We start from the raw sequence: 21,001 nt of genomic DNA, 5'->3' as shown, positions 1-21,001 counted from the left end.
TTACTTCTCTTCGGCGGCCGGAGCCGCTTCCGGTGCAACCTCGACCGTCTCTTCCGTCTCCGGCTTCATCGCCGACGAACCGGCAATGGTTGCGACGGTGAAGTCGCGGTCGGAGATCACCGGCTTGACGCCGGCCGGCAGCTTGACCGCCGAGATGTGGATCGAATCTCCGATGTTGGTGCCGGTGAGATCGATGGTGATGAACTCCGGGATCGCATTGGCCGGGCAGTGGAACTCGACTTCGTGACGCACGATGTTGAGCACGCCGCCGCGCTTGATGCCGGGCGACTTGTCCTCATTGATGAAGTGGACAGGCACGTCGACATTGACCTCGGTGTCCTTGCCGATGCGCAGGAAGTCGACATGGACAGGGAAATCCTTGACCGGGTCGAGCTGAAAGTCCTTCGGCAGGACCTGGATCTTCTTGCCGTCGACATCGATCGTGGCGATCGTGGTCAGGAACCCGCCGCCATGGATCTTGTAGTAGATGTCCTTGTAGGTGAGAGCGATCGCCAGGGGAGGCTGCTTGTCACCATAGATTACTGCAGGCACTTTACCGTTGCGGCGAACTGCACGGGCGGACCCCTTACCGACCTGTTCGCGCGCTTCGGCCTTGAGCTCGTAAGTATCGTGGCTCATGGCTTTTCCTTTCGCGTGTTATGGAGCGTTTGCGGCGGGCAATGTGCCCAAGCCGTAAACGTCGAAAGCCGCCAGTCCTGGATGTCCGAATGCCGGCAGCCGCTCACGCGGACCTTTGTTCGGGATCACAAGGGGAAGGCAGCCTTCCGCCGCGTTGCCTCCAAGGGTGTCTACGCGGGTGGCGGCTCTATAGCGGAAGGCGGGCAGGCGTGCAAGCCATGGCGGGGCAGTCGCCAGCCCGCCTGGTTCTGATCGCGGATCAACGCCTCACGCAGCGCTTGGATCTGCCGGATTAGCGCGCCAAGCTCAACCAGCGCCGTGCCCGAGCGCGCGGGCAACAGCCGATGGTAGGCACTACTGCCGCGACATGAGCTTAAGCCACTGGCGGCGGAGCTTCTGGGTCAAAGTGCGTTTGGGTCGTGCTCGGGAGGTGATCTGCACGCGCCAGTCCGGAATATTCCAGTCCGGAACATAATTGCCGGGTTCCGTGCTTGCTGCCCGAACCTTCAGCGCCAGCCATGTCATGTCGACAGGCGCGCATCCATTGGCCAGCAACCGGTTGGTGAGCATATGCTCATTGAGAATGGCCCGGGCCTTGCTCTCGAAAAACGGCAGCGTTTCAGGCGTAAGATCGAACCTGGAATGCCAGACTGTCCATTTGCTGGCTCCGTCGCCGGTGAGCCAACGCAGCAAAAACCGCTGACATCCTTGCGAGATCGGCGCGTCATCACGGAAGGGCTGCTGGGGGTTCCCGCTGAAAATCGGCGTGTTCCTGCCGACGCTTACCAAAGATCCCAGGCTGCTGAGTTGCCGTGGGCGCATCAAGATGAACGAACTGCGGAGCCAGGCCTGCGAAGCGATTCCGAAAATCGAAATGGCCTCGTCGTGAAAATCAATGCGGCCCAGCGCCCCTTGTAAGCCAAGCAGCGACCGTAACGAGCCGCCATCGATCAACTTGAGATGGTCAGGCAACTTGAGATGGTCAGGTGTGGATACTGCGAAGGCCGAAGTGGCCAAGTGAACCAGATCGTAGTCATGAAGTTTGGCGCCGATATGATTGATGCCACAGTCCCACGCGGAGAACTCCCAATCGACGTTCGACGCGCCGATCAGTTCGACCTCGCGGTCGAGATCGGAGCCATGACCGACCGGCAACGAGTTGTCGATCACGAGCATGCGATGCGCAACGTCCGGCAACTGGTGGGCGAACATAGCTCGCAAGTCCTGCCATGCGGTCGGATACTTCTGGGTCCCGTGACGCACCAGAAGGGTCAAAACACGAAGCGGGGGAGCGTGCATGTCGAATCCAGGCGCACCGTTTTCCAGCGTCAACGCCTTCTTCCCGTCAAGTGCGAACGGATCTTTTCAACGTCTTCTCGAGGCGGGGCGAACGCAAGCAAGTTTTGAGAATTTCTCCGCTTTTATAGGTTATGACGAATCCACTTATTTTGGGTTGCTGGTACCCATTTACCTCGACTTTTCTGCAGCATTGCTCGTGCAATACCCTATAGTAGAATAGAAAGCCTATAGGTCATTCGACACGAATCGACTGCTCCAGTTCGTTTCGTGCAAGCCTGAACACAAGAGGGCGAACCAAGGAGGCTTTTCGATTCCATTTGATTGCAAGTCCGTGCAACGAGCGCTGTGATTGGCCGGGCCGCACTTACTAAGTCAATCGAAGTTGCCATGACGCAAACTCAATCGCTTTCGCGCAGCATGCTCTCCATGGAGAAGGTTGTGCGATCGATCGATGTTAATCCCTGGCACGCCGTGCGCAGTTCAAGGTGCGGCGAGGCAGCTGGTGCCGTCCTATTTGCTGATCAACGCGTCACGCAGTGCCTGGATCTGCCGGTTCAGGGCGTCCAGCTCAGCCAGCGTCATGCCCGAGCGCTCGACCAGGGTCTCGTTCAGGCAGTTGCACTGGACGAGCAGCGAGCGTCCGGCTGATGTCAGGTCGACCTGGACCTGGCGCTCGTCGGTCCGGCTGCGCTGGCGGGTGACCAGCCCCGCCTGCTCCATGCGCTTCACCAACGGTGTGATGGTGCTCGATTCCAGAGCGAGCCGGTCGGCGATGGAGCCGACCGACATGCCGTCGGCCTCTCCAAGCGCGTTGAGCACCAGATATTGCGGATAGGTGATCCCCATCTCGTCCAGCATCGGCTTGTAGGTGCGATTGATCGCCATCGAGGTGGCATAGAGCGTGAAGCAGAGCTGATTGTCCAACGGGAGAGGCACGACGCATTCCTTTGCCGATTAATCACGAGATGCATACCACGAAAAATGATATCGTGATACATATTTTTATGGACAAGGCCTTCGAGTTGCGTTAGCGGTATTGATGTCGCGACATTGTTTATCGCAATATAATCAAAGGAGATTTGAGATGGCTTCGCAGACAAAGTCTGGCTCGGGCAGCGGCACGTTCACCACCAAGGATGGCACGCAGATCTACTACAAGGACTGGGGAACCGGTCAGCCCATCGTCTTCCATCACGGCTGGCCGTTGAGCAGCGATGATTGGGACGCCCAGATGCTGTTCTTCCTGGCGCAGGGCTACCGCGTCATCGCCCATGACCGGCGTGGTCACGGCCGTTCGACGCAGACCGATGTCGGCAACGAGATGGACACTTACGCCGCCGACGTCGCGGCACTTGTCGCGCATCTCGACCTCAAGGACGCCATTCATGTCGGCCATTCGACCGGGGGCGGCGAAGTGGCGCGTTATGTGGCGCAGTACGGTGCCGGCGGGCGCGTCGCCAAGGCGGTGCTGATCGGCGCGGTGCCGCCGATCATGCTCAAGACATCAGCCAATCCCGGCGGCCTGCCGATCGAGGTGTTCGACGGTTTCCGCGCCGCCCAGGCCGCCAACCGCGCCCAGTTCTTCCGCGATGTTCCGGCCGGCCCGTTCTACGGCTTCAACCGTCCGGGTGCAGAGGTGTCGCAGGGCATCATCGACAATTGGTGGCGCCAGGGCATGATGGGCGGCACCAAGGCGCATTATGATTGCATCAAGGCCTTTTCGGAAACCGACTTCACCGAGGATCTGAAGGCAATCGACGTGCCGGTGCTGGTCATGCATGGCGACGACGACCAGATCGTGCCGATCGCCGACTCGGCGCTGCTGTCGATCAAGCTGCTCAGGAAGGGCGAGCTCAAGGTCTACAAGGGTTTTCCGCATGGCATGGCGACAACCCACGCGGACGTCATCAACGCCGACCTGCTGGCCTTCTTCAAGGCATAAGGCCGTTCGGAACGAAAAAAGCACCCGCCGTCTGGTGGGTGCTTTTCCTTGTGTGGGTTTCCGGTCTGATCTAGGCGGCCGCCTGTGCCTTCCTGGCTTCCTTCATGTTGGGCAGGAACACGGTCAGCAATCCAAGAAACGGCAGATACGAGCAGATCTGGAAGACGAAATCGATGCCCTTCATGTCGGCGACGACGCCGAGCACGGCAGCCGCGATGCCGCCCATGCCGAAGGCGAAGCCGAAGAAGATGCCGGCGATCATGCCGACGCGGCCGGGCACAAGTTCCTGGGCGAAGACGACGATGTTGGAGAAGGCCGAGGACAGGATCAGCCCGATCAGCACCGTCAGAACCATCGTCCATTCCAAATTGGCGTAAGGGAGCGCCAGCGTGAACGGCAGCACGCCGACGATCGAGAACCAGATCATCGCCTTCTGCCCATAGCGGTCGCCGAACGGGCCGCCGAGCAGGATGCCGAGCGCCGAGGCGCCGAGGAACAGGAACAGCATGACCTGCGACATCTGCACCGAAACGCCGAACTTATGGATGGAATAGAAGGTGTAGTAGCTGGCGAGGCTGGCGATGTAGGCGTTCTTGCTCAGCACCAGTAGCGTCAGCACGATCAACGCGTTCATCACCTTGCGGCGCGGGAAGGGCGAGACGAAGCTTGCCGCCTTGCGATTGCCTTGCGCGGCGCGCAGGCGGCTGTACCAGCCGCCGACCTGCCACAGGATGACGATGCCGATCAGCGAGCCGACGGCGAACCAGGAGATGCTGGTCTGGCCGAAGGGCACGACGATGAAGGCGGCCAGCAAGGGGCCCATCGACTGGCCGAAATTGCCGCCGACCTGGAACAGCGATTGCGCCAGGCCGAACCGGCCGCCGGAAGCGAAGCGGGCGATGCGCGAGGATTCCGGGTGGAAGATGGCCGAACCGATGCCGATCAGCGAGGCGCCGATCAGGAGCAGGTAGTAATGCCCGGCATAGGCCAGCACGACCAGGCCGATCAGCGACGAGGCCATGCCGTAGGGCAGAGAATAGGGCATCGGCCGCTTGTCGGTGACCATGCCGATGATCGGCTGCAGCAGGGATGCCGTCACCTGGAAGGTGAAGGTCAACAGGCCGATCTGCCAGAAATCGAGGCCGTAGTTCTCTTTCAGAAGCGGATAGATGGCCGATAGCAGCGACTGCATGATGTCGTTGATGCAGTGGCACAGGCTCACCGCCAGGATGACGGTGAAGGCCGTCGCCTGGGCTGAAGCGGCGGTCGCGGGGGAAGCGACGCTGGTGGCTGTCGTATCGGTCAAGATAGGCTCCGTGGTCTTTTTGGCGGGCACGCCCGCGGGCAATCTGGCGGACGCTCTGCGGCCACCCTAGGGACGGTTGCCTTATAAGCTGCTTGCCGCGCGACTTCTTTCGTGGTTTGGTCCAATAGTTTCGCGAGTGGGCCAGAGAAGATGTCGCATGGCAGGGAAATCTTTCGCGCCGGCAATACCGACCTCGGCAAATTGCACGAAAGCCGCTGGCAGTGGCTGGAGCAGGTGGCCGGGCCGGCGGTGGCGTTGCCGACCGAATATCCCGACGGTTACCATGTGCCCCAGCACCGCCACAGCCGCAGCCAGTTGCTCCATGCGCTGGTCGGCGTCGTGCTGGTGACGACGCGGCACGGGCGCTGGATGGTGCCGCCCGACCATGCGATGTGGATTCCGGCCGGCACCGAGCATTCCGTCGAAATGCTGGGCGATGTCTCGATGCGCTCGGTCTATGTCATGCCGGGCGCGATAGCCGGACTGCCGGAAGGGTTGCGTGTCGTCGGCGTCACCGATTTGATGCACAGCCTGATCGTGGAATCGGAAAAACTGCCGCAGGGCGGCGAGCTGGAAGGGCGCGGCGGGCTGATCATGAACCTGCTGCTGCACGAAATCCCGACCTTGCCGGAGCGGCCGCTCGGGCTGCCGTTCCCATCCGATCCGAGGCTGGCGGCGCTCTGCCGGCGCTTCGTCGCCGCGCCCTCGCCGCACGCGACGATCGACGAGTGGGCCGATGCCGCAGGCATGAGCCGCCGCTCCTTCACCCGCGCCTTCCAGCGCCAGACCGGCTTGTCGCTGTCGACGTGGCGCCAGCAGGCCTGCCTGTTCGCCGCGCTGCCGAGGCTCGCCGATGGCGAGCCGATCACCAGGGTGGCGCTCGACCTGGGCTATGACAGCGTGCCGGCCTTCATCACCATGTTCAAGCGGATGCTCGGCACCTCGCCGCGCGGCTATATGCGCGGCGCACGCGAAAGCGTGGAGGTCGCTCGTCGCCTTGGGGGTCCGGTTCGGCTGGAAAGCCCGGCGCCGTAGCGGCAACCGTCTAGACGTAATTCCGGGACGGAAAACCGTTTCACGCTTTTCCTGGAATTACTCTAATCGAACAGACTCGACACCGATTCCTCGGTCGCGGTGCGCGAGATGGCTTCGCCCATCAGGTCGGCGATCGAGATGACGCGGATGTTGGGCGCGTCGAGCACGGCCTGCGTCGGCTGGATGGAATCGGTGATTACCAGTTCCTGCAGCTTCGAGCCGCTGATGCGGGCAACCGCTCCGCCCGACAGCACGCCATGGGTGATGTAGGCGGTGACGCTGGTGGCGCCGTTGGCCAGCAGCGCGTCGGCGGCATTGCACAGCGTGCCGCCGGAATCGACGATGTCGTCGATCAGCAGGCAGTCCTTGCCGGCGACCGCGCCGATGATGTTCATGACTTCCGATTCGCCCGGGCGCTCACGGCGCTTGTCGACGATGGCGAGCTGGGCGTCGAAGCGCTTGGCCAGCGCGCGGGCCCGCACCACGCCGCCAATGTCGGGCGACACCACCACGACATTGCCGAGCTGTTTGTATTTCGCCTTCACATCGCGGGCCATCACCGGCACCGAAAACAGGTTGTCGGTCGGAATGTCGAAGAAGCCCTGAATCTGGCCGGCATGCAGGTCGAGGGTCAAGACGCGGTCGACACCGGCGCGGGTGATCATGTTGGCGACCAGCTTGGCCGAGATCGGCGTGCGGCCCGACGCCCGGCGGTCCTGCCTGGCGTAGCCGAAATAGGGGATGACCGCCGTGATGCGTTTTGCCGACGAACGCATGAAGGCATCGATCATGATGAGCAGTTCCATCAGGTGATCGTTGGTCGGGAACGAGGTCGACTGCAGGATGAAGACATCCTCGCCACGCACGTTTTCCTGGATTTCGACGAAGATTTCCTGGTCGGCGAAGCGCCTGACCGTGGCCTTGCCCAGCGGGATGTTGAGATAGCGGGCGACCGCTTCGGCCAGCACCCTGTTGGAATTGCCCGCGAAGAGTTTCATGCACCGTTCCTGGTGGAGGATGGAGAACCCGGACAGACTCTCCTGCACCTTTTAACCGGGCTTTTAGCGGCCCGCGCCGGTATTGCAAGCGCCGAGATGGGGAATCCGCCGGCTAACCCTAGGAAAACGTCACGCTCATCACTGGCGGGCAACACCTCAGCTGGCCTTGCCGCCGAGAAACGCCGTGAACTGGTCGATCGTCTGGTCGGCGATCGCCTGCATGGTGGCCGGCGCCACCGCTTTCCAGGCGTCGGCGCTGCCGCCGGAATTGACCGAAGGCGCTTTCATCTGGCCATTGATGCGGTGCAGCCGGTTGCCGGCCGGGTCGTAGACATCCCAGACATAGATGACGGTGGTGTCCTTGCCTTCGGAGATCGCCGAGAAATAGCCCTTGAGCACATGGGTTGCGGTCTGATCCTGGCTGCCGGCCAGCGTGATGCCACGCTGCTTGGCCCGCGTCTGCAGTTCGGCCGTCAGCGGCGTGGCGGCTTCCACCGAAGCGCCGACGATCGGCGCGATCTGCAGGCGGGTCTTCGACAGGATGGCGGCGCTTTGAGCCGACGTGAGCGGCGCGGCAGCGGTTGCGCCGGCCGTGGTGGTCGCAGAAGCGCCGGCGGTGGTGGTGGCCGTCGATGACGGCGGGGGAACAGTGGCCGCGCCTTGCGCTCCCGGCGCCGAGGCCGCCGGCGGGGTGATTGCGGAAGGTTCGAGAACGTCCTTTGCGTTGGTGCAGGCGGCAAGAGCCAATGCCACAAGCAATGACACGGTCGTCACATGCGATCGTCTCATTTGCCTTCTAACTCCTTGGCGAAGAACGCCTCCCATTATGGATTCACTGTACGATCAAGTCGAGATCATGGCGGGACAGCGGCTTCGGCTGGGATTCGGTGGTCAGATAGGTGCGGCCAAGCGTCATTGCCGTCTCCGCCTCGGAATCCATGATGATCATGTGGGCGAACAGCGTCATGTTCGGCGCGATCGGCTCGGGGTTGCCCTGGTAGAACATCGGCATGTCCATCCAGGACGGGGTGAAGCGGGCACCGACCGAGTAGCCGCAGGCGTTCAGCCGATGCTTGGTCAGGCCATGCGCTTCCATGGTGCGGGCGTGGGCATCGAACACGTCACCGAAACTGTTGCCCGGTGTCATTGCCTTTTCGACGGCAAGAAGGGCAGCGCGGGCCGCGTCGAACAGTTCCTGATGGCGCTTCGAGACCTTGCCGGTCAGCACCGTGCGCATCATCGGCGCATGGTAATGATGAAAGACGCCGGCCCATTCCAGCGTCAGCTGGTCGTTCTTTGTGAGCTTGCGGCGACCGGCCTTGTAGCGGCAAAGCAGTGCGTCGATACCGGAGCCGATGATGAACTCGTTGGCCGGATAGTCGCCGCCGCCGGCAAAGATCGCGCCTTGCATGGCAGCCAGGATCAGGGCTTCGTCGCCACCCTGCTTGATCAGCGGCAAGGCCGCGTCCAGCGCGTCGTCGGAGAGGTTGGCGGCCTTCTCGGCCTTGGCGACCTCGGCCGGGCTCTTGAACAGGCGCAGCCGGCCGACGATGCCGGATGCATCGGCGATCTGGCCGAAGGTCTGCAATTGCTCGTCGAGCCGCCGGCCATTGAAGGCGGTCAGGCCGTGGGTGTCGTATTCGACGCCGATGCGGGCGCCGAGCAGGTCGAGATCGTTGAGCAGATTGCGCAGGTCGACCGCCGGATTGGCGCCGTCGCGGTCGGTCCACAGCACGATGTTGTCGATGATGGAGGTCTGGCGTGCCTGGCGCAGGTCGGCCGAGCGGGTCAAAAGCACCATCGAGCCGTCGGCCTTCACCACCAGGCACTGGAAGAAACAGAAGCCAAACGTGTCGTAGCCGGTGAGCCAGTACATGCTTTCCTGCGCGAACAGGAGCATGGCGTCGAGCTTCTTTTCGGCCATCTCGATCATCAGCCGGTCGCGCCGCGCGTCAAATTCCGATCGTTCAAAATGCAGCGCCATTATTCCTTCTCCAAAACGATGGCCGAAACCTGCCGGCCGTAATCGGGCTCCTTGCGGTGCGTGGTGCGCCGGTAGGAGTAGAACAGATCTTCCTCGGCATAGGTGCAGCGGCCGAGGCCCTCAGCCTTTACGCCGGCCCTGGCCAGCCGGTCGACCGTATAGCGGTTGAGATCGAACATGGCCTGGCCGGCATGTGCCGAAGGCGCGAAATAGCCGGTGTTTTCCGCATCGGCCTCGACGAAGCGAGCGACGAATTCCGGTCCGACCTCGTAGTTTTCGGGGCCGATCGAGGGGCCGAGCACGGCTATGATGTTTTCGCGCCGGGCGCCGAGGCCTTCCATGGCGGTGATGGTATTTTCGAGCACGCCCGTGAAAGCGCCTTTCCAGCCGGCATGCGCCGCGCCGATGACGCGCGCTTCCATATCGGCGAAGAGTACCGGGCCGCAATCGGCGGTCGAGGCGCCGATGGCGATACCCGGCCGGTCGGTGACGATGGCGTCGGCCTTGGGCCGTTCGCCGGCAAAGGGTTCCCTGGCGACAATGACGTCGGGCGAATGGACCTGCCAGGCGGTCAACAGATGGTTCGGCGGCACACCCATCCAGGCGGCGACACGGCGGCGGTTCTCGGCCACCAGCGCCTGGTCGTCATCCGACCCGGTGCCGATGTTGAGGCCCTGGTAGATGCCGGTCGAGACGCCGCCTATGCGGGTGAAATAGCCATGGCGGATGCCCTGTGCCTGCGCCTTGTCCAGCAGCGGCGACCGAACGGGATCCGGTTTGGTCTGATTCAGCATGCGGGCGTTGTTGTCCGTGTGGGCGGTTTCGTCAAGAAAAAGCAGCCGGCGGTTCCACCGCTCTTTTGCCGGACGCGAGATTGGGAGGGGTAACGGTGAAAAGTCAATCCGCCGTGGCAAAGGGGCGAACGGCCACGCCACGCGGGACGATGGCAAGCACCTTGAACAGATCGCCCATCGCCTTCGGGCCGGCGAGGCGTTCGACGTCGTCGGCAATCTTGTCGCGCGCCGCCTGGCCGGCATCGGCGCCAAGCCGGCCGGCGCGCTCGAGAATGCCCATGCCGAGCAGGAAATCGCCCTGCCTCGACAGATAGGCGTCGAGGCCATGTGCGCGCACGATTGCGGCAAGGGCGGCGAAATCGACGTGGGAGGTGAGGTCGGCTTCGCCGGGATTGGCCAGCACGTCTTCGTGATTGTGCTTGCGCAGGGCCTGCAGCGTGTCGCCGATACCCGGCCGCAGATGGCCGTAGTCAGGGAACAGCCCGACGCCGCCATGACTGGATATGCGCTCGGCGATGGCTGCCATCAGGGCAGAGCGGGCCGGCGCCACTTCGACGATCGCACCTTGCGGTGCGTCGCCGGCGTCGGCGGGGAGCAGCGTCGGGTCGACCGAGCCGGCGCCGGCGAAGAAGCAAAGTTCGTCCTTGTCGTCGAGACCGACCATGCGCTCGCGCCAGCTGGCGCCGGCCCGGACGAACTGGCGGATGGGCACGGCGTCGAACAATTCGTTGCCGACGATCAGCAGAGGCTGCCGCGGCAGCGTGTCGATGGTTTCGTGCCAGCCAACCGCGAAGGGCGTCGCGCCAAGCGTCTGTTTCTGGATCTCGGCCAGGCGCGGGCTGGTCTCGATCATGGCGAAGGCTGCGCCGTTGGCCAGGTCAGGTTCGAGCCGTGACAAGGTGCGCAGCATGTCCTTCATCAGTGTGCCACGGCCAGGACCGATCTCGGCGACGGTGACCGGTATCGGCCGGCCGATCGCAGCCCAGGCCTGGTAGAGCCAGACGGCGACGAGTTCGCCGAACATCTGGCTGATCTCCGGCGCGGTGATGAAGTCGCCGGCGGCGCCGAAGGGCTCGCGCGTCGTGTAGTAGCCGTCCGAGGGGTCGAACAGGCATAGTGCCATGTATTCGTTGACGGGGATCGGACCCGTCGCCTCGATCAGGTCGACGATGCGGGTCTTCAGCCGCGTCATGTCGCCTGCGGCTCTGCTTGCGTCACCGGCTTGGCGGTTGCCATCGCCCAGNCGGGTCTTCAGCCGCGTCATGTCGCCTGCGGCTCTGCTTGCGTCACCGGCTTGGCGGTTGCCATCGCCCAGATGCCGGCCAGGAGGCCGTCGGGCCACAGCTTCGGGTTGGCGGCGAGCCGTTTGGCATACCACCAGGGGAACAGGATGCCGACGATGTAGCCGACGCCGTACCAGTGCACCGCCAGCGGCCCGATCTGGATGAGGATCGGGTCTATGTTTGGAAACGGCAGCGAGGCCAGCGGCAGCAGGAAATATTCGTTCAACGGGGGCTCTCGGTTGCGAACGCGTTTGGGCGCGGACCATGCGGCAGGGTTTTGGCAGGGTCAAGGCAAGGTGGTCGGCGTCAAAGGTCGGATCGGATCACCCTTGCAGGCCCATCGCGCCGTGCAGGCGGTGCGCTCAATCCCGAGGCTTGTCGGCCACCAACTGCCGCAACGCGTCGTTGATCCTGTCCTGCCAGCCGGGGCCATCTTCCTGGAAATGATCGAGTACGGCCCGGTCGATCCGGATCGAAACCAGCTCGCGGACATTCGGCGCGGCCGAAGCTTCGCGAATTGGCGGTGCCGGCTTCTTCACCGGTTTGAAGGCAGCTTCGGCGGCTGCCATCGGATTTGTCGGTCGGCGCGGGGGCGTTGCCATTGGTTGACCCTGACTGAGATGTGCTTGACGCGGTAGGAGATGAGAACACAATAGGCGATCTGGAGCCCTCAAGTACAGCTTTTGCGCCGCCTGAGAGCTTCTTACAAGCATGGCACTGCCATGCGCCATAGCAACGCAGAGGCCGCACCAGCCCTCAACCTTCTTGCATTCGGCGCGCCGCGCCACTACGTCAATTTCAGCAACCGAGGATTTGCCATGTCGACCGGACCGAACCGCATTCTCGATGAATTCGCCAAGTTGATGACCGATGCCGCGGGTGCCGCGCAAGGCGTTCGGCGCGAGGTCGAGACCGCCTTCAAGGGGCAGGCCGAGCGTATCCTCAACACGATGGACGTGGTGCAGCGCGAGGAATTCGAGGCCGCGCGCGAGATGGCCGCCAAGGCCCGGGACGAGAATGCCCGGCTTGCCGCCCGTATTGAATCGCTCGAAGCCAGGCTCGCCGAACTGGCCGGTGATGCCGCACCGGCGGCGGCGGCAAAGCCTCGCGCAAAAAAATAATCGTTAAACTTTTCCACATAGTGCGAGTCTGAAAAGCGCTTTGCCGTGAATCGCTTAACGGCATTGCATGAATCTTTGCGACAGCGCCTTTCCACATGCGAATGCCGCAGTGCGAAAAATTGGGCTGTTCACGCGACTCCCGATCAATAGACTGAATTTGTTGCATGATTCGGAGCAGGGTCATGCGGCCGGGCGGTGGGGTCCGGTCTGGGGTCTTTGCGTCGAGAAGCAGTCTTTGGCGCGAAGAAAGTCCTGGCCGTCCGAGTTCTAGATCAGATTGTTCGTTGTGTGTGCCCTCCCGCGGAGCGTGTGGCGGCGCTCCTCAGAACGACAGGAAGCATTCCATGGAACTTCTCGAACTCGAATTCTCCCGCGAAATCCATCCGGTGGATGTTATCGAGCAGGTGGCCCACAACAACGACTGGTCCTTCGAACGGGCAGGCGACGACGAGATTTCGATCTCGGTCGCTGGCAGCTGGACCGACTATCACGTGTCCTTCTCCTGGATGGAGGATTTCGAGGCGCTGCATCTGGCCTGCGCCTTCGACATCAAGGTGCCGGAGACCCGCGCGCTGGAAGTGATGCGGCTGTTGTCGCTGATCAACGAGCAGATGCTGTTCGGCCATTTCGATCTCTGGGAGCAGGAAGGCGCGATCATGTTCCGCCAGTCGCTGCTCTTGGCCGGCGGGGTCGAACCGTCGAGCCAGCAGGTCGAGGTGCTCTTGTCCTCGGCGCTGGAAGCTTGCGAATGCTACTTCCAGGCGTTCCAGTTCGTCGTCTGGTCGGGAACCTCGGCCAAGGACGCGCTGGCCGGCGTGCTGTTCGAGACCTATGGCAACGCCTGAACCCCTGTAGGCAGACAAGACCGAGATGAGTTCGAGCAGCGAGCGCAAGCCGCAGATCAGTTTTGCCGATTTCGATCGTGTCGACATCCGCGCCGGCACGATCGTCGAGGCCGAACCGTTTCCGGAAGCGCGCAAGCCGGCGTTCAAGCTGAAGATCGATTTCGGATCCGACATCGGCATCAAGAAGTCGTCGGCGCAGATCACCAAATACTATACGCCGGAAACGCTTGTCGGCCGGCAGGTGTTCGCGGTGGTCAATTTCCCGCCGCGCCAGATCGGACCGTTCATGTCGGAAGTGCTGACGCTGGGTTTTCCCGACGAGGAGGGCGCCGTAGTGCTCGGCGCCATCGAGCGCAAGGTGCCGGACGGCGGGCGGCTGTTTTAGTCTTTCGTATAGTCAGGCCCAAAACGGGTCGGCAGGTTGTCGGCGAGCTTCAACCAAGGGAGCTTCTCCTCAAAAGCCACATGCAGCGTAGGTGCAAATTTTTCTGGCTCCTCCATCGCTGCCGTAAAAAAATGCATGACATCAGACATGTTCTTTGAGCGGAAGGACAACGGCGAGCCACAGTGATCACAAAATGTTCTTTCCACACCGGGAGAAGAGTTGAATACCTTCGGTAGCTTACCCAGCCATCGCCATTGGCCGTTCAAGACGCCAATATAGGTGGTCATCGGCGCAGAACATTGCCGCCGACAACTTTCACAATGACAGACCACGCAGGCCCGTGCCGGGCCATCGACTTCGAAAGCAATAGCGCCACATAAGCAATGACCACGCATGCAAGTTCTCCTTGGCTCAACAAGGACAGCTTCATGCCTGGGCGTGAGGAAGGCGCCACGAAATGCGCCGAGCTGGTGCCCAATTCCGACATTCGGCGCTAGCGATTGTCCTCGCGTTCGCGAGGCGTTGCCTCTGCTCTGGGATTAGCGAGCAGGCTGGGGCCGGAACGCGCCGAGAATGGTTCCGACCGTTGCGGCTGAGAGCACGAGATGCAGGAGGTCGAACGGCCATGCCAGGCCGAAATGCATCAGCATGAGGTTCAAGAAGGAGGGCGCCGCGGCATCCGCAGGAATCAGGACCAAGGCTGCGGCCAGGATCAGCCCATATTTGAGTATGGCGACTGTCGCGAGAACGATGAACATAATGGCGACGAAACGCAGATGATTGCCATCGAGTGCACGCCAGCATCCGATTGGATCAAACGATCCCGTCCAGAGAAAATCGCCGACGAACAGATATGTCCAGGCTAGCACGATACCGCCAACGAAGACGTTGAAGACTCCTATCGCCGACGCCCAAGGCGCGACATCCTCGGGGCTGAGCGGTAGGTCACGTGTGGCCATCAGGCCGGCAACGAGCAGTCCGTGCTCACTGGCGACGGCAAAGCCGCAAAGGAGCTGGACGACAGCGAGCAGCAACGCAGCCACAAGAATCCGCTGACCGAACTCAAGGCGCATGCCCGGGATCGCAAAGTGTTTGACGCTCTCAATGCCGCGCCGAACAACGACACGGCCGGGCTCGGGCGCGTTCGCCATGCGATCCAGAACGAACGCAAAGACCATTCCCGAGAACGGCGCGGCAACAATGGCGGAAAGCCAAGTCCTGGGGTCAAAGCCTCGCGATAGAAGCCAGGTGGGCGCCTGTCTCGGATCGGCAAAGAGAACAAAAGCAAGCACAATCAGACAGAGCGTCGTCAGGAAGCAGGGAAACCAGGCGGCCACGAAAAGTGGCCAGGCGTTCGCACGGCAATAGCCGAACACTCTCGCGACGGTCTTGCCGATGCGCAACAGGCGGCGCTTCGGCGTTACGGCAGGCAACTCGTCCAGCGTTGAAATCGGCGCCAATCCCCCACACGCGCACAATAATGCACCGCACGGAACGGTTGCACAAGCTCTCGCAAGAAGCGCGCTCGCGGAGATCGAAGCCCGCCGCGCACGATCGCGATGCATCGCAGCGCGCCAGCTCCATCAGGCCGCCAGCTTGCGCGTCCTGCCCAGCGCTTCCTCGACCGCATCGAGGAACATTTCGGCGCAAGCCTTCCAGCTGTAGCGCATGGCGCGTTCGCGAGCCTGAGAGCGGTCGACGTTGAGGGCGGCAAGCGCTGCCTCGCGCAAATCGTTCGAGACCGCGCCGCCAAAGCCGTCGCCGACGATGTCGATCGGCCCGGTCACCGGATAGGCGGCCACCGGCGTGCCGCTGGCCAGCGCCTCGATGATGACGTTGCCGAAGGTGTCGGTGCGGCTGGGGAAGACGAAGACGTCGGCAGAGGCATAGATCTCGGCCAGTTCGTCATTGGGGCGGTGGCCAAGGAAATGCGCCTGCGGGTACCTTGCCCTAAGCTTGGCGAGTTCCGGTCCCTCGCCGACGATCACCTTGCTGCCTGGCAGGTCGAGGTCGAGAAAGGCGGAAAGGTTCTTTTCGATGGCGACGCGGCCGACGCAGAGGAAGACGGGGCCGGGAAAGCCGAGGTCCTTGCGCTTGTCCGGGCGGAAATGGTCGGTATCGACGCCGCGCGTCCACGGCCGCAGCTTGTTGAAGCCGCGCGCCGAGAGATCGTCGGCGAGCGACTGGGTGGCGACCAGCGTGCCCTGGCCGGAATTGTGGAAATCACGAAGCCAGCGATAGGCCCAGCTTTCCGGCACCGGCAGCCGGGCGCTGAGATATTCAGGAAAGCGCGTGTGGTAGCTGGTGGTGAACGGGCGGCCGGCATTGCGGCAATAGCGCCGCGCCATGATGCCGAGCGGCCCTTCGGTGACGATATGGATGTGGTCGGCCTTGTAGGCATCGATCAGCCGCGCGACGTGGCCGGGCGTGGTCAACGCCAGCCTGATGTCGGGATAGGTCGGCAAGGGCAGCGTGCGGAAGATGTTGGGTGTCAGGAAATCGACCGCGACGTCGAAGGACTTCAGGGTTTCGGTGAGCCGCTCCAGCGTGTGGACGACGCCGTTGATTTGCGGGCGCCAGGCGTCGGTGACCATCAAGATGCGCATGGCGGCCCTTTGCTGGAAAGGTCGGCGGTTGCGTTGAGACGATGCCGGAACGGCGACCAGCCCGCCGCCCGCGCTTGGCTCCAGCGCACCTTGGCGGGTACGGGATCGAAGTGAGGCGGCAAGGACGAATCAAGTGTAGTCGCGCGTTTCATGCGTGCTCTTGATCATGATTTCATGACGGGCGGATGAAGCAGCCTTCCGGTTGGGCATGATCTCTGGACAAACGATTTCCGTTTGTCCGAGAAAAGCCGGTTCTACTTTCCGGGATCGTGCCGCGGTCAGGCCGGAACCTTGATCACGGCCCGCAATCCGCCGAGCGGACTGTCGTCGAGGGTGATGTCGCCGCCATGGCTGCGGGCAATGTCGCGGGCGATCGACAGGCCCAGCCCGGTGCCGCTGGCATCGAGGTTGCGGGCCTCGTCAAGCCGTACGAAGGGCTTGAACACGTCCTCGCGCCTGTCGATCGGAATGCCGGGACCGTTATCGTCGACGGTGACGACGAGGGAGCCACGTCCGTGGTCGGCGGTGACCTCCACCGTCTTGGCATAGCGGAAGGCATTGCCGATGACGTTGGACAACAGCCGGGCGAAGGCATTCGGCCGCACATGCACGGTCGGATCGCCGGAAAGCGTCGTCGACAGTTTGCATTTGCGCAGGGCCGCTTCTTCGCCGAGTTTCTGGAAATAAGCTTCGAGGTCGAAGCGTCCCGGATCTTCCGAGGCTTCGCCGCGGGCAAAGGAGAGATAGCCTTCCAGCATCGACTGCATGTCGTCGATGTCCTGGTTGAGGGCCGCCTTGGTGTCGGCCTTGCCGCCGGCCAGCGCCAGCTGCAGCTTGAAGCGGGTGAGGATGGTTCTCAGGTCATGACTGACGCCGGTGAGCATGGCGGTTCGCTGTTCGATCTGGCGCTCGATGCGCTCGCGCATCTGGATGAAGGCAAAGCCGGCACGCCGCACCTCCTCGGCGCCGCGCGGACGGAAATCGCGCGGCATCGGCCGGCCCTTGCCGAAGCTCTCGGCGGCTTCGGCAAGCGTCAGGATTGGCCGGATCTGGTTGCGCAGGAAGGGGATGGCGATCATCAGCAGCACCAGCGAGGTACCGACCATCCAGATCAGGAAGATGTGGGTGTTCGAGGCATAGGCCTGGCTGCGGCGCACGAAGACGCGCAGCACCTTGCCCTCGAGTTGGACGCGCACCTCGACGATGTTGGAATTGCCGACAGTGTCGATCCAGAACGGGCGGTTGATCTGGCGGGTAATCTCGGACGAGAGGACGTCGTCGAGGATCGAGAAAAATGGTTTCGGACCGGGCGGCGGCAGGGGATCGGGCGGCAAGAGGTCGACCTTCAACTGCATGCGGTCCTGCGCGATGCGGATGATGTTGGCGTAGTCGGCATCGTGCGGATAGGTCTCGATCAGATCGATGATGGCTGCGATGTCGCGCACGGTTGCCTGCGACAGGCGCTGCGTCACGGTCGCCCAATGACGCTCCATGAAGACGAAGGCGACGACCGATTGCAGAAGGATCATCGGCGCAATGACGATGATCAGCGAGCGCGCATAGAGGCGCTTGGGCATGTAAAAAGAAACGAGGCGCCAGAACCGGTTCCAGATGCGCGGCACCGTCTTGAGCGTTCGCGTGGCGCGTGCGCTCAAGGCGTCATTTTCCGGCTGTTCCAGTTCCGTGGTCGCCATTGGCTCTTTTCATCCGCCGGCCGCAATTCAGGCCGCCGCCGGTACTCTATTCCACGCTGAGCCGATACCCAATACCGCGCACGGTCTGCAGCCAGACCGGGTTGGACGGATCACGCTCGATCTTGCGGCGCAGCCGGTTGATCTGGACGTCGATGGTGCGCTCACCGACCTCCGAATCGTCGCCGACCAGTTCGTGGCGCGGAATGGTCTCGCCGGCGCGCGCGGCGAAGATCGCCAGGATCTCCTGCTCGCGGTCGGTCAGCTTCAGCGCCTCGCCGCCGCGCTTCAGTTCGCGTCGGGCGATCTGGAAGGTGTAGGGGCCGAAGACCAGCTGTTCGACCTTGGGCGTCGTCGACGGGCCGCCGCGGCGCAGGATGTTGTTGATGCGCAGGATCAGCTCGCGCGGATCGAAGGGTTTTGGCAGATAGTCGTCGGCGCCGGCCTCCAGTCCGGAGATGCGGCTGTCTGTCTCCGACAGCGCCGTCAGCATCAGGATCGGCACGTTCTTTTCGGCGCGCAACGATTTGGTGAGATCGACGCCGCTTTCGCCCGGCATCATCACGTCCAGCACGAGCAGGTCGAAATCGAGGCCGGCGAGCTTGCGCCGGGCTTCGTCGGCATTGCCGGCAACGGTAACGCGAAAGCCGTTCTCGGTCAGATATTGCTTGAGAAGATTGCGGATGCGGGTGTCGTCGTCGACCACAAGCAGATGCGGCGCGTCGTCGTCCGGTGCGGCCGCCTGATCGACCCTCTCAGTGCTCTCCATGGCTTTTCCCTGACATTTTTGCGGACCCAACGTCGATCTGAGCTCTCAGTTCCGGATTGACCATCGCTTCGAGGAAGCGTTCCACCAAGGTCCGTTCGGTGGCTCCGGAATCTTCCAATGCAGCACGGATGCGGCGCGACTGTGGCCGCGCCAGGGCCAGAGCCAGCGCACGGCCCTTGGCCGTCGGATAGAGTTCGCGCTGGCGGCGGTCGCGCGGACCTTGCAATTGCACGACGTGGTCGGTGTCGATCAGTTGCTTGAGCACGCGCGCCAGGCTCTGCTTGGTGATCTTGAGCACATCGAGCAGTTCGGCGACCGTCAGGCCCGGCCTGCGGTTGACGAAATGCAGCACCCGGTGGTGGGCACGGCCGAAGCCGTAATCGGCCAGGATCTGATCGGGATCGGAGGTGAAGTCGCGATAGGCGAAGAAGAACAGCTCGATGATGGCGAAGTCGATGCCGTCCTCGTCGGTGATCGCGGTCCTGATCGGTTTCCCTGCGTGGCTTCGATCCGTCATCATTTCTCCATGGGAAAGGGATATTATGTCAGTACTATTGACCTAATTTCCCTGCAATGGTAATTTTTGACAAGCTTTTGGGCGGATTGCGAACGAAAAGGCAAGGCAAGCCGGTTTTTCCGGAACTTCCTGAGTTTGCCAGAGCGTGAATATCCGCTTACGCTTCGAGACACCGGCCGGCGTCTCCAATCACATGGCACGGCCAAAAAGAACACGCAACGACACTAAAGATATGCGGGCCGCGGCCCGCGGGAGGTTACCATGGCATCCGTTCCCTTCGACCAACTGGACGGCTTCATCTGGATGAACGGCGAGTTCGTCCAGTGGGGCGACGCCAAGATCCACGTGCTGACGCACGGCCTGCACTATGCCAGCGCCGTCTTCGAGGGCGAGCGCGCCTATGGCGGCGAGATCTTCAAGCTCAACGAGCATACCGAGCGCCTGCATGAATCGGCGCGCCTGCTCGGCTTCAAGATTCCCTATTCGGTCGCCGAGCTCAACGACGCCTCGACCACGCTGTTGAAGAAGCAGGGTTTCCAGGACGCCTATGTCAGGCCGATCGCCTGGCGCGGCAGCGAGCAGATGGGCGTTTCGGCCCAGAACAACCGCATCAACTGCGCCATCGCCATCTGGCAGTGGCCGAGCTATTTCGATCCGGCGCAGAAGCTGAAGGGTATCCGTCTCGACATCGCGGAATGGCGCCGGCCCGACCCGCGCACCGCGCCGTCCAAGTCGAAGGCCGCCGGCCTCTACATGATCTGCACCATGTCCAAGCACGCCGCCGAGGCCAAGGGTTATGCCGACGCCATGATGCTCGACTGGCGCGGGCAAGTCGCGGAAGCAACCGGCGCCAACATCTTCTTCGTCAAGGACGGCAAGATCCATACACCCAAGCCCGACTGCTTCCTCGATGGCATCACTCGCCGCACGGTCATTGGCCTAGCCAAGGATCGCGGCCTTGAGGTCATCGAACGTGCAATCATGCCGGAAGAGCTCGAGGGCTTCGAGCAATGTTTCCTGACCGGGACGGCAGCGGAAGTAACGCCGGTTTCGGAGATCGGGCCTTACCGATTCGAGGTTGGTGAAATCGCAAAGAATCTCATGAACGACTATTCTGTCGCGGTTCAGCCGAAGCACGCGATCGCTGCAGAATAACGAAAGTCACAGCTTTTTTCGCAAGCAGGGGCGGTTTTCGGATCGCCCCTTTTATTTCAGCGTTTCTGCATTTGACTTTCGTCCAATTCGGCGTCTCATGATGCTGTCGGCCCGGGAGGCTGGCAGCTATGGAGGGACTAACCATATGGACATGAACACGCTTCTTCCGATCATTATACAGGTGATTACAGGCATCATCGGTGGTCAGGCGGTCGGTGCGGCGCTCAAGACGGCAGCGATGGGTCAGCTTCCCAAAATCCTGGGCGGCGCCATTGGCGGCGTCGGCGGCGCGGCCATCCTCGGCAGCCTGCTCGGCGGCACGGTCGATCCGGCAGCGGCAGCGGCGGCAACGAGCGGTCTCGGCAGCGCGCTCAACCTGCAGAACATCGTCGGCGGCGCCGGTGGCGGCGCGATCCTGACCGGCATTCTCGGCGCGGTCATGGGCGCCATGAAGAAATAAGCCTGTCACCTCGGGCTGGCCAAGTGGGCGGCTTCGGCCGCCCATTTCTGTTTTGAAGCGCCATTTCTGTCGTTGAAGCGCAATTCCTGTCGTTGAAGTGAGTGGCTGTTCGTCCCCTCGAGGGTGGACGCCCTTCGCCGCTGCCTCTACATGACGGCCGAGATAGCGAAAG

The 21,001-nt window shown here is 62.5% G+C and carries 23 protein-coding genes and 1 pseudogene; 7 read left to right on the top strand and 17 right to left on the bottom strand.

The window, feature by feature from the left end; all coding sequences use genetic code 11:
• From X743_RS140675 to X743_RS140685, 3 genes are all read right to left on the bottom strand, one after another.
• A complete protein-coding gene (locus tag X743_RS140675; protein ID WP_023768833.1) occupies nucleotides 1–639 on the bottom strand; it encodes a 50S ribosomal protein L25/general stress protein Ctc in 639 nt (212 codons plus the stop codon).
• A 354-nt stretch (nucleotides 640–993) separates the two neighbouring features.
• Complete coding sequence (locus X743_RS140680; protein ID WP_245264333.1) at nucleotides 994–1,971, bottom strand: hypothetical protein; 978 nt, start codon at nucleotides 1,969–1,971, stop codon at nucleotides 994–996.
• A 477-nt stretch (nucleotides 1,972–2,448) separates the two neighbouring features.
• Nucleotides 2,449–2,874, bottom strand: coding sequence for a MarR family transcriptional regulator (locus X743_RS140685; protein WP_031258641.1), 426 nt, complete (start codon nucleotides 2,872–2,874; stop codon nucleotides 2,449–2,451).
• Nucleotides 2,875–3,022: 148 nt separating this feature from the next.
• Here X743_RS140685 and X743_RS140690 point away from each other — a divergent pair, with 148 nt between their 5' ends.
• The gene (locus X743_RS140690; RefSeq protein WP_023768830.1) at nucleotides 3,023–3,880 is read left to right on the top strand and encodes an alpha/beta hydrolase; all 858 of its coding nucleotides are present in this window, start codon (nucleotides 3,023–3,025) and stop codon (nucleotides 3,878–3,880) included.
• A gap of 70 nt (nucleotides 3,881–3,950) precedes the next feature.
• On the opposite strand, the gene X743_RS140695 is transcribed toward X743_RS140690, so the two are convergent.
• Nucleotides 3,951–5,186 carry an MFS transporter gene (locus X743_RS140695; RefSeq protein WP_031250357.1) on the bottom strand — a complete coding sequence of 412 codons (1,236 nt, stop codon included), beginning with the start codon at nucleotides 5,184–5,186 and terminating at the stop codon, nucleotides 3,951–3,953.
• A 150-nt stretch (nucleotides 5,187–5,336) separates the two neighbouring features.
• Between X743_RS140695 and X743_RS140700 the strand changes: the two genes are divergently transcribed.
• Nucleotides 5,337–6,221 (top strand): helix-turn-helix transcriptional regulator, encoded by an 885-nt coding sequence (locus tag X743_RS140700; protein WP_023768827.1) that lies wholly within the window; start codon nucleotides 5,337–5,339, stop codon nucleotides 6,219–6,221.
• A 62-nt stretch (nucleotides 6,222–6,283) separates the two neighbouring features.
• Here the strand turns inward: X743_RS140700 and X743_RS140705 are convergent, their stop codons facing one another.
• From X743_RS140705 to X743_RS140735, 7 genes and pseudogenes are all read right to left on the bottom strand, one after another.
• Nucleotides 6,284–7,219: a ribose-phosphate pyrophosphokinase gene (locus X743_RS140705; RefSeq protein WP_023768826.1), complete on the bottom strand. Its 936-nt coding sequence runs from the start codon at nucleotides 7,217–7,219 to the stop codon at nucleotides 6,284–6,286.
• 156 nt (nucleotides 7,220–7,375) lie between these two features.
• The gene (locus X743_RS140710; protein ID WP_023768825.1) at nucleotides 7,376–8,008 is read right to left on the bottom strand and encodes a hypothetical protein; all 633 of its coding nucleotides are present in this window, start codon (nucleotides 8,006–8,008) and stop codon (nucleotides 7,376–7,378) included.
• A 43-nt stretch (nucleotides 8,009–8,051) separates the two neighbouring features.
• Complete coding sequence (locus X743_RS140715; protein WP_023768824.1) at nucleotides 8,052–9,203, bottom strand: Xaa-Pro peptidase family protein; 1,152 nt, start codon at nucleotides 9,201–9,203, stop codon at nucleotides 8,052–8,054.
• Nucleotides 9,203–9,997 carry a peptidoglycan editing factor PgeF gene (gene pgeF / locus X743_RS140720; RefSeq protein WP_023768823.1) on the bottom strand — a complete coding sequence of 265 codons (795 nt, stop codon included), beginning with the start codon at nucleotides 9,995–9,997 and terminating at the stop codon, nucleotides 9,203–9,205. Before pgeF ends, X743_RS140715 begins: the two co-directional genes overlap by 1 nt.
• A gap of 103 nt (nucleotides 9,998–10,100) precedes the next feature.
• Nucleotides 10,101–11,189, bottom strand: a complete 1,089-nt coding sequence (locus X743_RS140725; protein WP_031258640.1) for a class I SAM-dependent methyltransferase — start codon at nucleotides 11,187–11,189, stop codon at nucleotides 10,101–10,103.
• A 131-nt stretch (nucleotides 11,190–11,320) separates the two neighbouring features.
• A pseudogene (locus tag X743_RS140730) lies at nucleotides 11,321–11,506 on the bottom strand (prolipoprotein diacylglyceryl transferase family protein); the annotation flags it as partial.
• Nucleotides 11,507–11,642: 136 nt separating this feature from the next.
• Nucleotides 11,643–11,882, bottom strand: coding sequence for a BrnA antitoxin family protein (locus tag X743_RS140735; RefSeq protein ID WP_031258639.1), 240 nt, complete (start codon nucleotides 11,880–11,882; stop codon nucleotides 11,643–11,645).
• Between the two features lie 216 nt (nucleotides 11,883–12,098).
• Here X743_RS140735 and X743_RS0137330 point away from each other — a divergent pair, with 216 nt between their 5' ends.
• The 3 genes from X743_RS0137330 to X743_RS140745 all read left to right on the top strand — a co-directional run bounded on the left by X743_RS0137330 (nucleotide 12,099) and on the right by X743_RS140745 (nucleotide 13,631).
• Nucleotides 12,099–12,401, top strand: coding sequence for an accessory factor UbiK family protein (locus X743_RS0137330; RefSeq protein ID WP_013893498.1), 303 nt, complete (start codon nucleotides 12,099–12,101; stop codon nucleotides 12,399–12,401).
• A gap of 344 nt (nucleotides 12,402–12,745) precedes the next feature.
• Nucleotides 12,746–13,246 (top strand): YbjN domain-containing protein, encoded by a 501-nt coding sequence (locus X743_RS140740; RefSeq protein ID WP_013893499.1) that lies wholly within the window; start codon nucleotides 12,746–12,748, stop codon nucleotides 13,244–13,246.
• Nucleotides 13,247–13,271: 25 nt separating this feature from the next.
• The gene (locus X743_RS140745) at nucleotides 13,272–13,631 is read left to right on the top strand and encodes a tRNA-binding protein (RefSeq protein WP_023768818.1); all 360 of its coding nucleotides are present in this window, start codon (nucleotides 13,272–13,274) and stop codon (nucleotides 13,629–13,631) included.
• On the opposite strand, the gene X743_RS01000000169575 is transcribed toward X743_RS140745, so the two are convergent.
• The 6 genes from X743_RS01000000169575 to X743_RS140770 form a co-directional block, all read right to left on the bottom strand.
• The gene (locus X743_RS01000000169575) at nucleotides 13,628–14,026 is read right to left on the bottom strand and encodes a GFA family protein (RefSeq protein ID WP_031258638.1); all 399 of its coding nucleotides are present in this window, start codon (nucleotides 14,024–14,026) and stop codon (nucleotides 13,628–13,630) included. The two genes, X743_RS140745 and X743_RS01000000169575, sit on opposite strands and share 4 nt — an antisense overlap.
• 144 nt (nucleotides 14,027–14,170) lie before the next feature.
• Entirely contained in the window at nucleotides 14,171–15,091 is a 921-nt protein-coding gene (locus tag X743_RS140750) for a hypothetical protein (protein ID WP_023768815.1), read from the bottom strand.
• Between the two features lie 123 nt (nucleotides 15,092–15,214).
• Nucleotides 15,215–16,237 carry a glycosyltransferase family 1 protein gene (locus X743_RS140755; RefSeq protein WP_023768814.1) on the bottom strand — a complete coding sequence of 341 codons (1,023 nt, stop codon included), beginning with the start codon at nucleotides 16,235–16,237 and terminating at the stop codon, nucleotides 15,215–15,217.
• Nucleotides 16,238–16,515: 278 nt separating this feature from the next.
• Nucleotides 16,516–17,931 (bottom strand): ATP-binding protein, encoded by a 1,416-nt coding sequence (locus X743_RS140760; protein ID WP_023768813.1) that lies wholly within the window; start codon nucleotides 17,929–17,931, stop codon nucleotides 16,516–16,518.
• A gap of 46 nt (nucleotides 17,932–17,977) precedes the next feature.
• The gene (locus X743_RS140765) at nucleotides 17,978–18,697 is read right to left on the bottom strand and encodes a response regulator transcription factor (RefSeq protein ID WP_023768812.1); all 720 of its coding nucleotides are present in this window, start codon (nucleotides 18,695–18,697) and stop codon (nucleotides 17,978–17,980) included.
• The gene (locus tag X743_RS140770) at nucleotides 18,684–19,214 is read right to left on the bottom strand and encodes a MarR family transcriptional regulator (RefSeq protein ID WP_031258637.1); all 531 of its coding nucleotides are present in this window, start codon (nucleotides 19,212–19,214) and stop codon (nucleotides 18,684–18,686) included. Before X743_RS140770 ends, X743_RS140765 begins: the two co-directional genes overlap by 14 nt.
• Before the next feature lie 261 nt (nucleotides 19,215–19,475).
• Between X743_RS140770 and X743_RS140775 the strand changes: the two genes are divergently transcribed.
• Nucleotides 19,476–20,369, top strand: coding sequence for a branched-chain amino acid aminotransferase (locus X743_RS140775; RefSeq protein WP_023768810.1), 894 nt, complete (start codon nucleotides 19,476–19,478; stop codon nucleotides 20,367–20,369).
• Between the two features lie 145 nt (nucleotides 20,370–20,514).
• Nucleotides 20,515–20,829 carry a hypothetical protein gene (locus X743_RS140780; protein ID WP_013893507.1) on the top strand — a complete coding sequence of 105 codons (315 nt, stop codon included), beginning with the start codon at nucleotides 20,515–20,517 and terminating at the stop codon, nucleotides 20,827–20,829.
• Nucleotides 20,830–21,001 lie beyond the last annotated feature (172 nt).

The organism is Mesorhizobium sp. LNHC232B00 (assembly GCF_000502435.1).
GTDB lineage: Bacteria > Pseudomonadota > Alphaproteobacteria > Rhizobiales > Rhizobiaceae > Mesorhizobium > Mesorhizobium opportunistum.
Note: the sequence above shows the minus strand (reverse complement) of the source record. Positions and strands in the feature narration are given on the sequence as shown.

Bases quoted from the DNA above. Each gene is read 5' to 3' on its own strand.
- X743_RS0137330 (WP_013893498.1), top strand. From the start codon at position 12,099: ATGTCGACCGGACCGAACCGCATTCTCGATGAATTCGCCAAGTTGATG.
- X743_RS140735 (WP_031258639.1), bottom strand. From the start codon at position 11,882: ATGGCAACGCCCCCGCGCCGACCGACAAATCCGATGGCAGCCGCCGAA.
- X743_RS140690 (WP_023768830.1), top strand. From the start codon at position 3,023: ATGGCTTCGCAGACAAAGTCTGGCTCGGGCAGCGGCACGTTCACCACC.
- X743_RS01000000169575 (WP_031258638.1), bottom strand. From the start codon at position 14,026: ATGCGTGGTCATTGCTTATGTGGCGCTATTGCTTTCGAAGTCGATGGC.
- X743_RS140710 (WP_023768825.1), bottom strand. From the start codon at position 8,008: ATGAGACGATCGCATGTGACGACCGTGTCATTGCTTGTGGCATTGGCT.
- X743_RS140675 (WP_023768833.1), bottom strand. From the start codon at position 639: ATGAGCCACGATACTTACGAGCTCAAGGCCGAAGCGCGCGAACAGGTC.
- X743_RS140705 (WP_023768826.1), bottom strand. From the start codon at position 7,219: ATGAAACTCTTCGCGGGCAATTCCAACAGGGTGCTGGCCGAAGCGGTC.
- X743_RS140760 (WP_023768813.1), bottom strand. From the start codon at position 17,931: ATGGCGACCACGGAACTGGAACAGCCGGAAAATGACGCCTTGAGCGCA.
- X743_RS140725 (WP_031258640.1), bottom strand. From the start codon at position 11,189: ATGACGCGGCTGAAGACCCGCATCGTCGACCTGATCGAGGCGACGGGT.
- X743_RS140775 (WP_023768810.1), top strand. From the start codon at position 19,476: ATGGCATCCGTTCCCTTCGACCAACTGGACGGCTTCATCTGGATGAAC.
- X743_RS140770 (WP_031258637.1), bottom strand. From the start codon at position 19,214: ATGACGGATCGAAGCCACGCAGGGAAACCGATCAGGACCGCGATCACC.
- X743_RS140745 (WP_023768818.1), top strand. From the start codon at position 13,272: ATGAGTTCGAGCAGCGAGCGCAAGCCGCAGATCAGTTTTGCCGATTTC.
- X743_RS140755 (WP_023768814.1), bottom strand. From the start codon at position 16,237: ATGCGCATCTTGATGGTCACCGACGCCTGGCGCCCGCAAATCAACGGC.
- X743_RS140700 (WP_023768827.1), top strand. From the start codon at position 5,337: ATGTCGCATGGCAGGGAAATCTTTCGCGCCGGCAATACCGACCTCGGC.
- X743_RS140740 (WP_013893499.1), top strand. From the start codon at position 12,746: ATGGAACTTCTCGAACTCGAATTCTCCCGCGAAATCCATCCGGTGGAT.
- X743_RS140715 (WP_023768824.1), bottom strand. From the start codon at position 9,203: ATGGCGCTGCATTTTGAACGATCGGAATTTGACGCGCGGCGCGACCGG.
- pgeF (WP_023768823.1), bottom strand. From the start codon at position 9,997: ATGCTGAATCAGACCAAACCGGATCCCGTTCGGTCGCCGCTGCTGGAC.
- X743_RS140765 (WP_023768812.1), bottom strand. From the start codon at position 18,697: ATGGAGAGCACTGAGAGGGTCGATCAGGCGGCCGCACCGGACGACGAC.
- X743_RS140780 (WP_013893507.1), top strand. From the start codon at position 20,515: ATGGACATGAACACGCTTCTTCCGATCATTATACAGGTGATTACAGGC.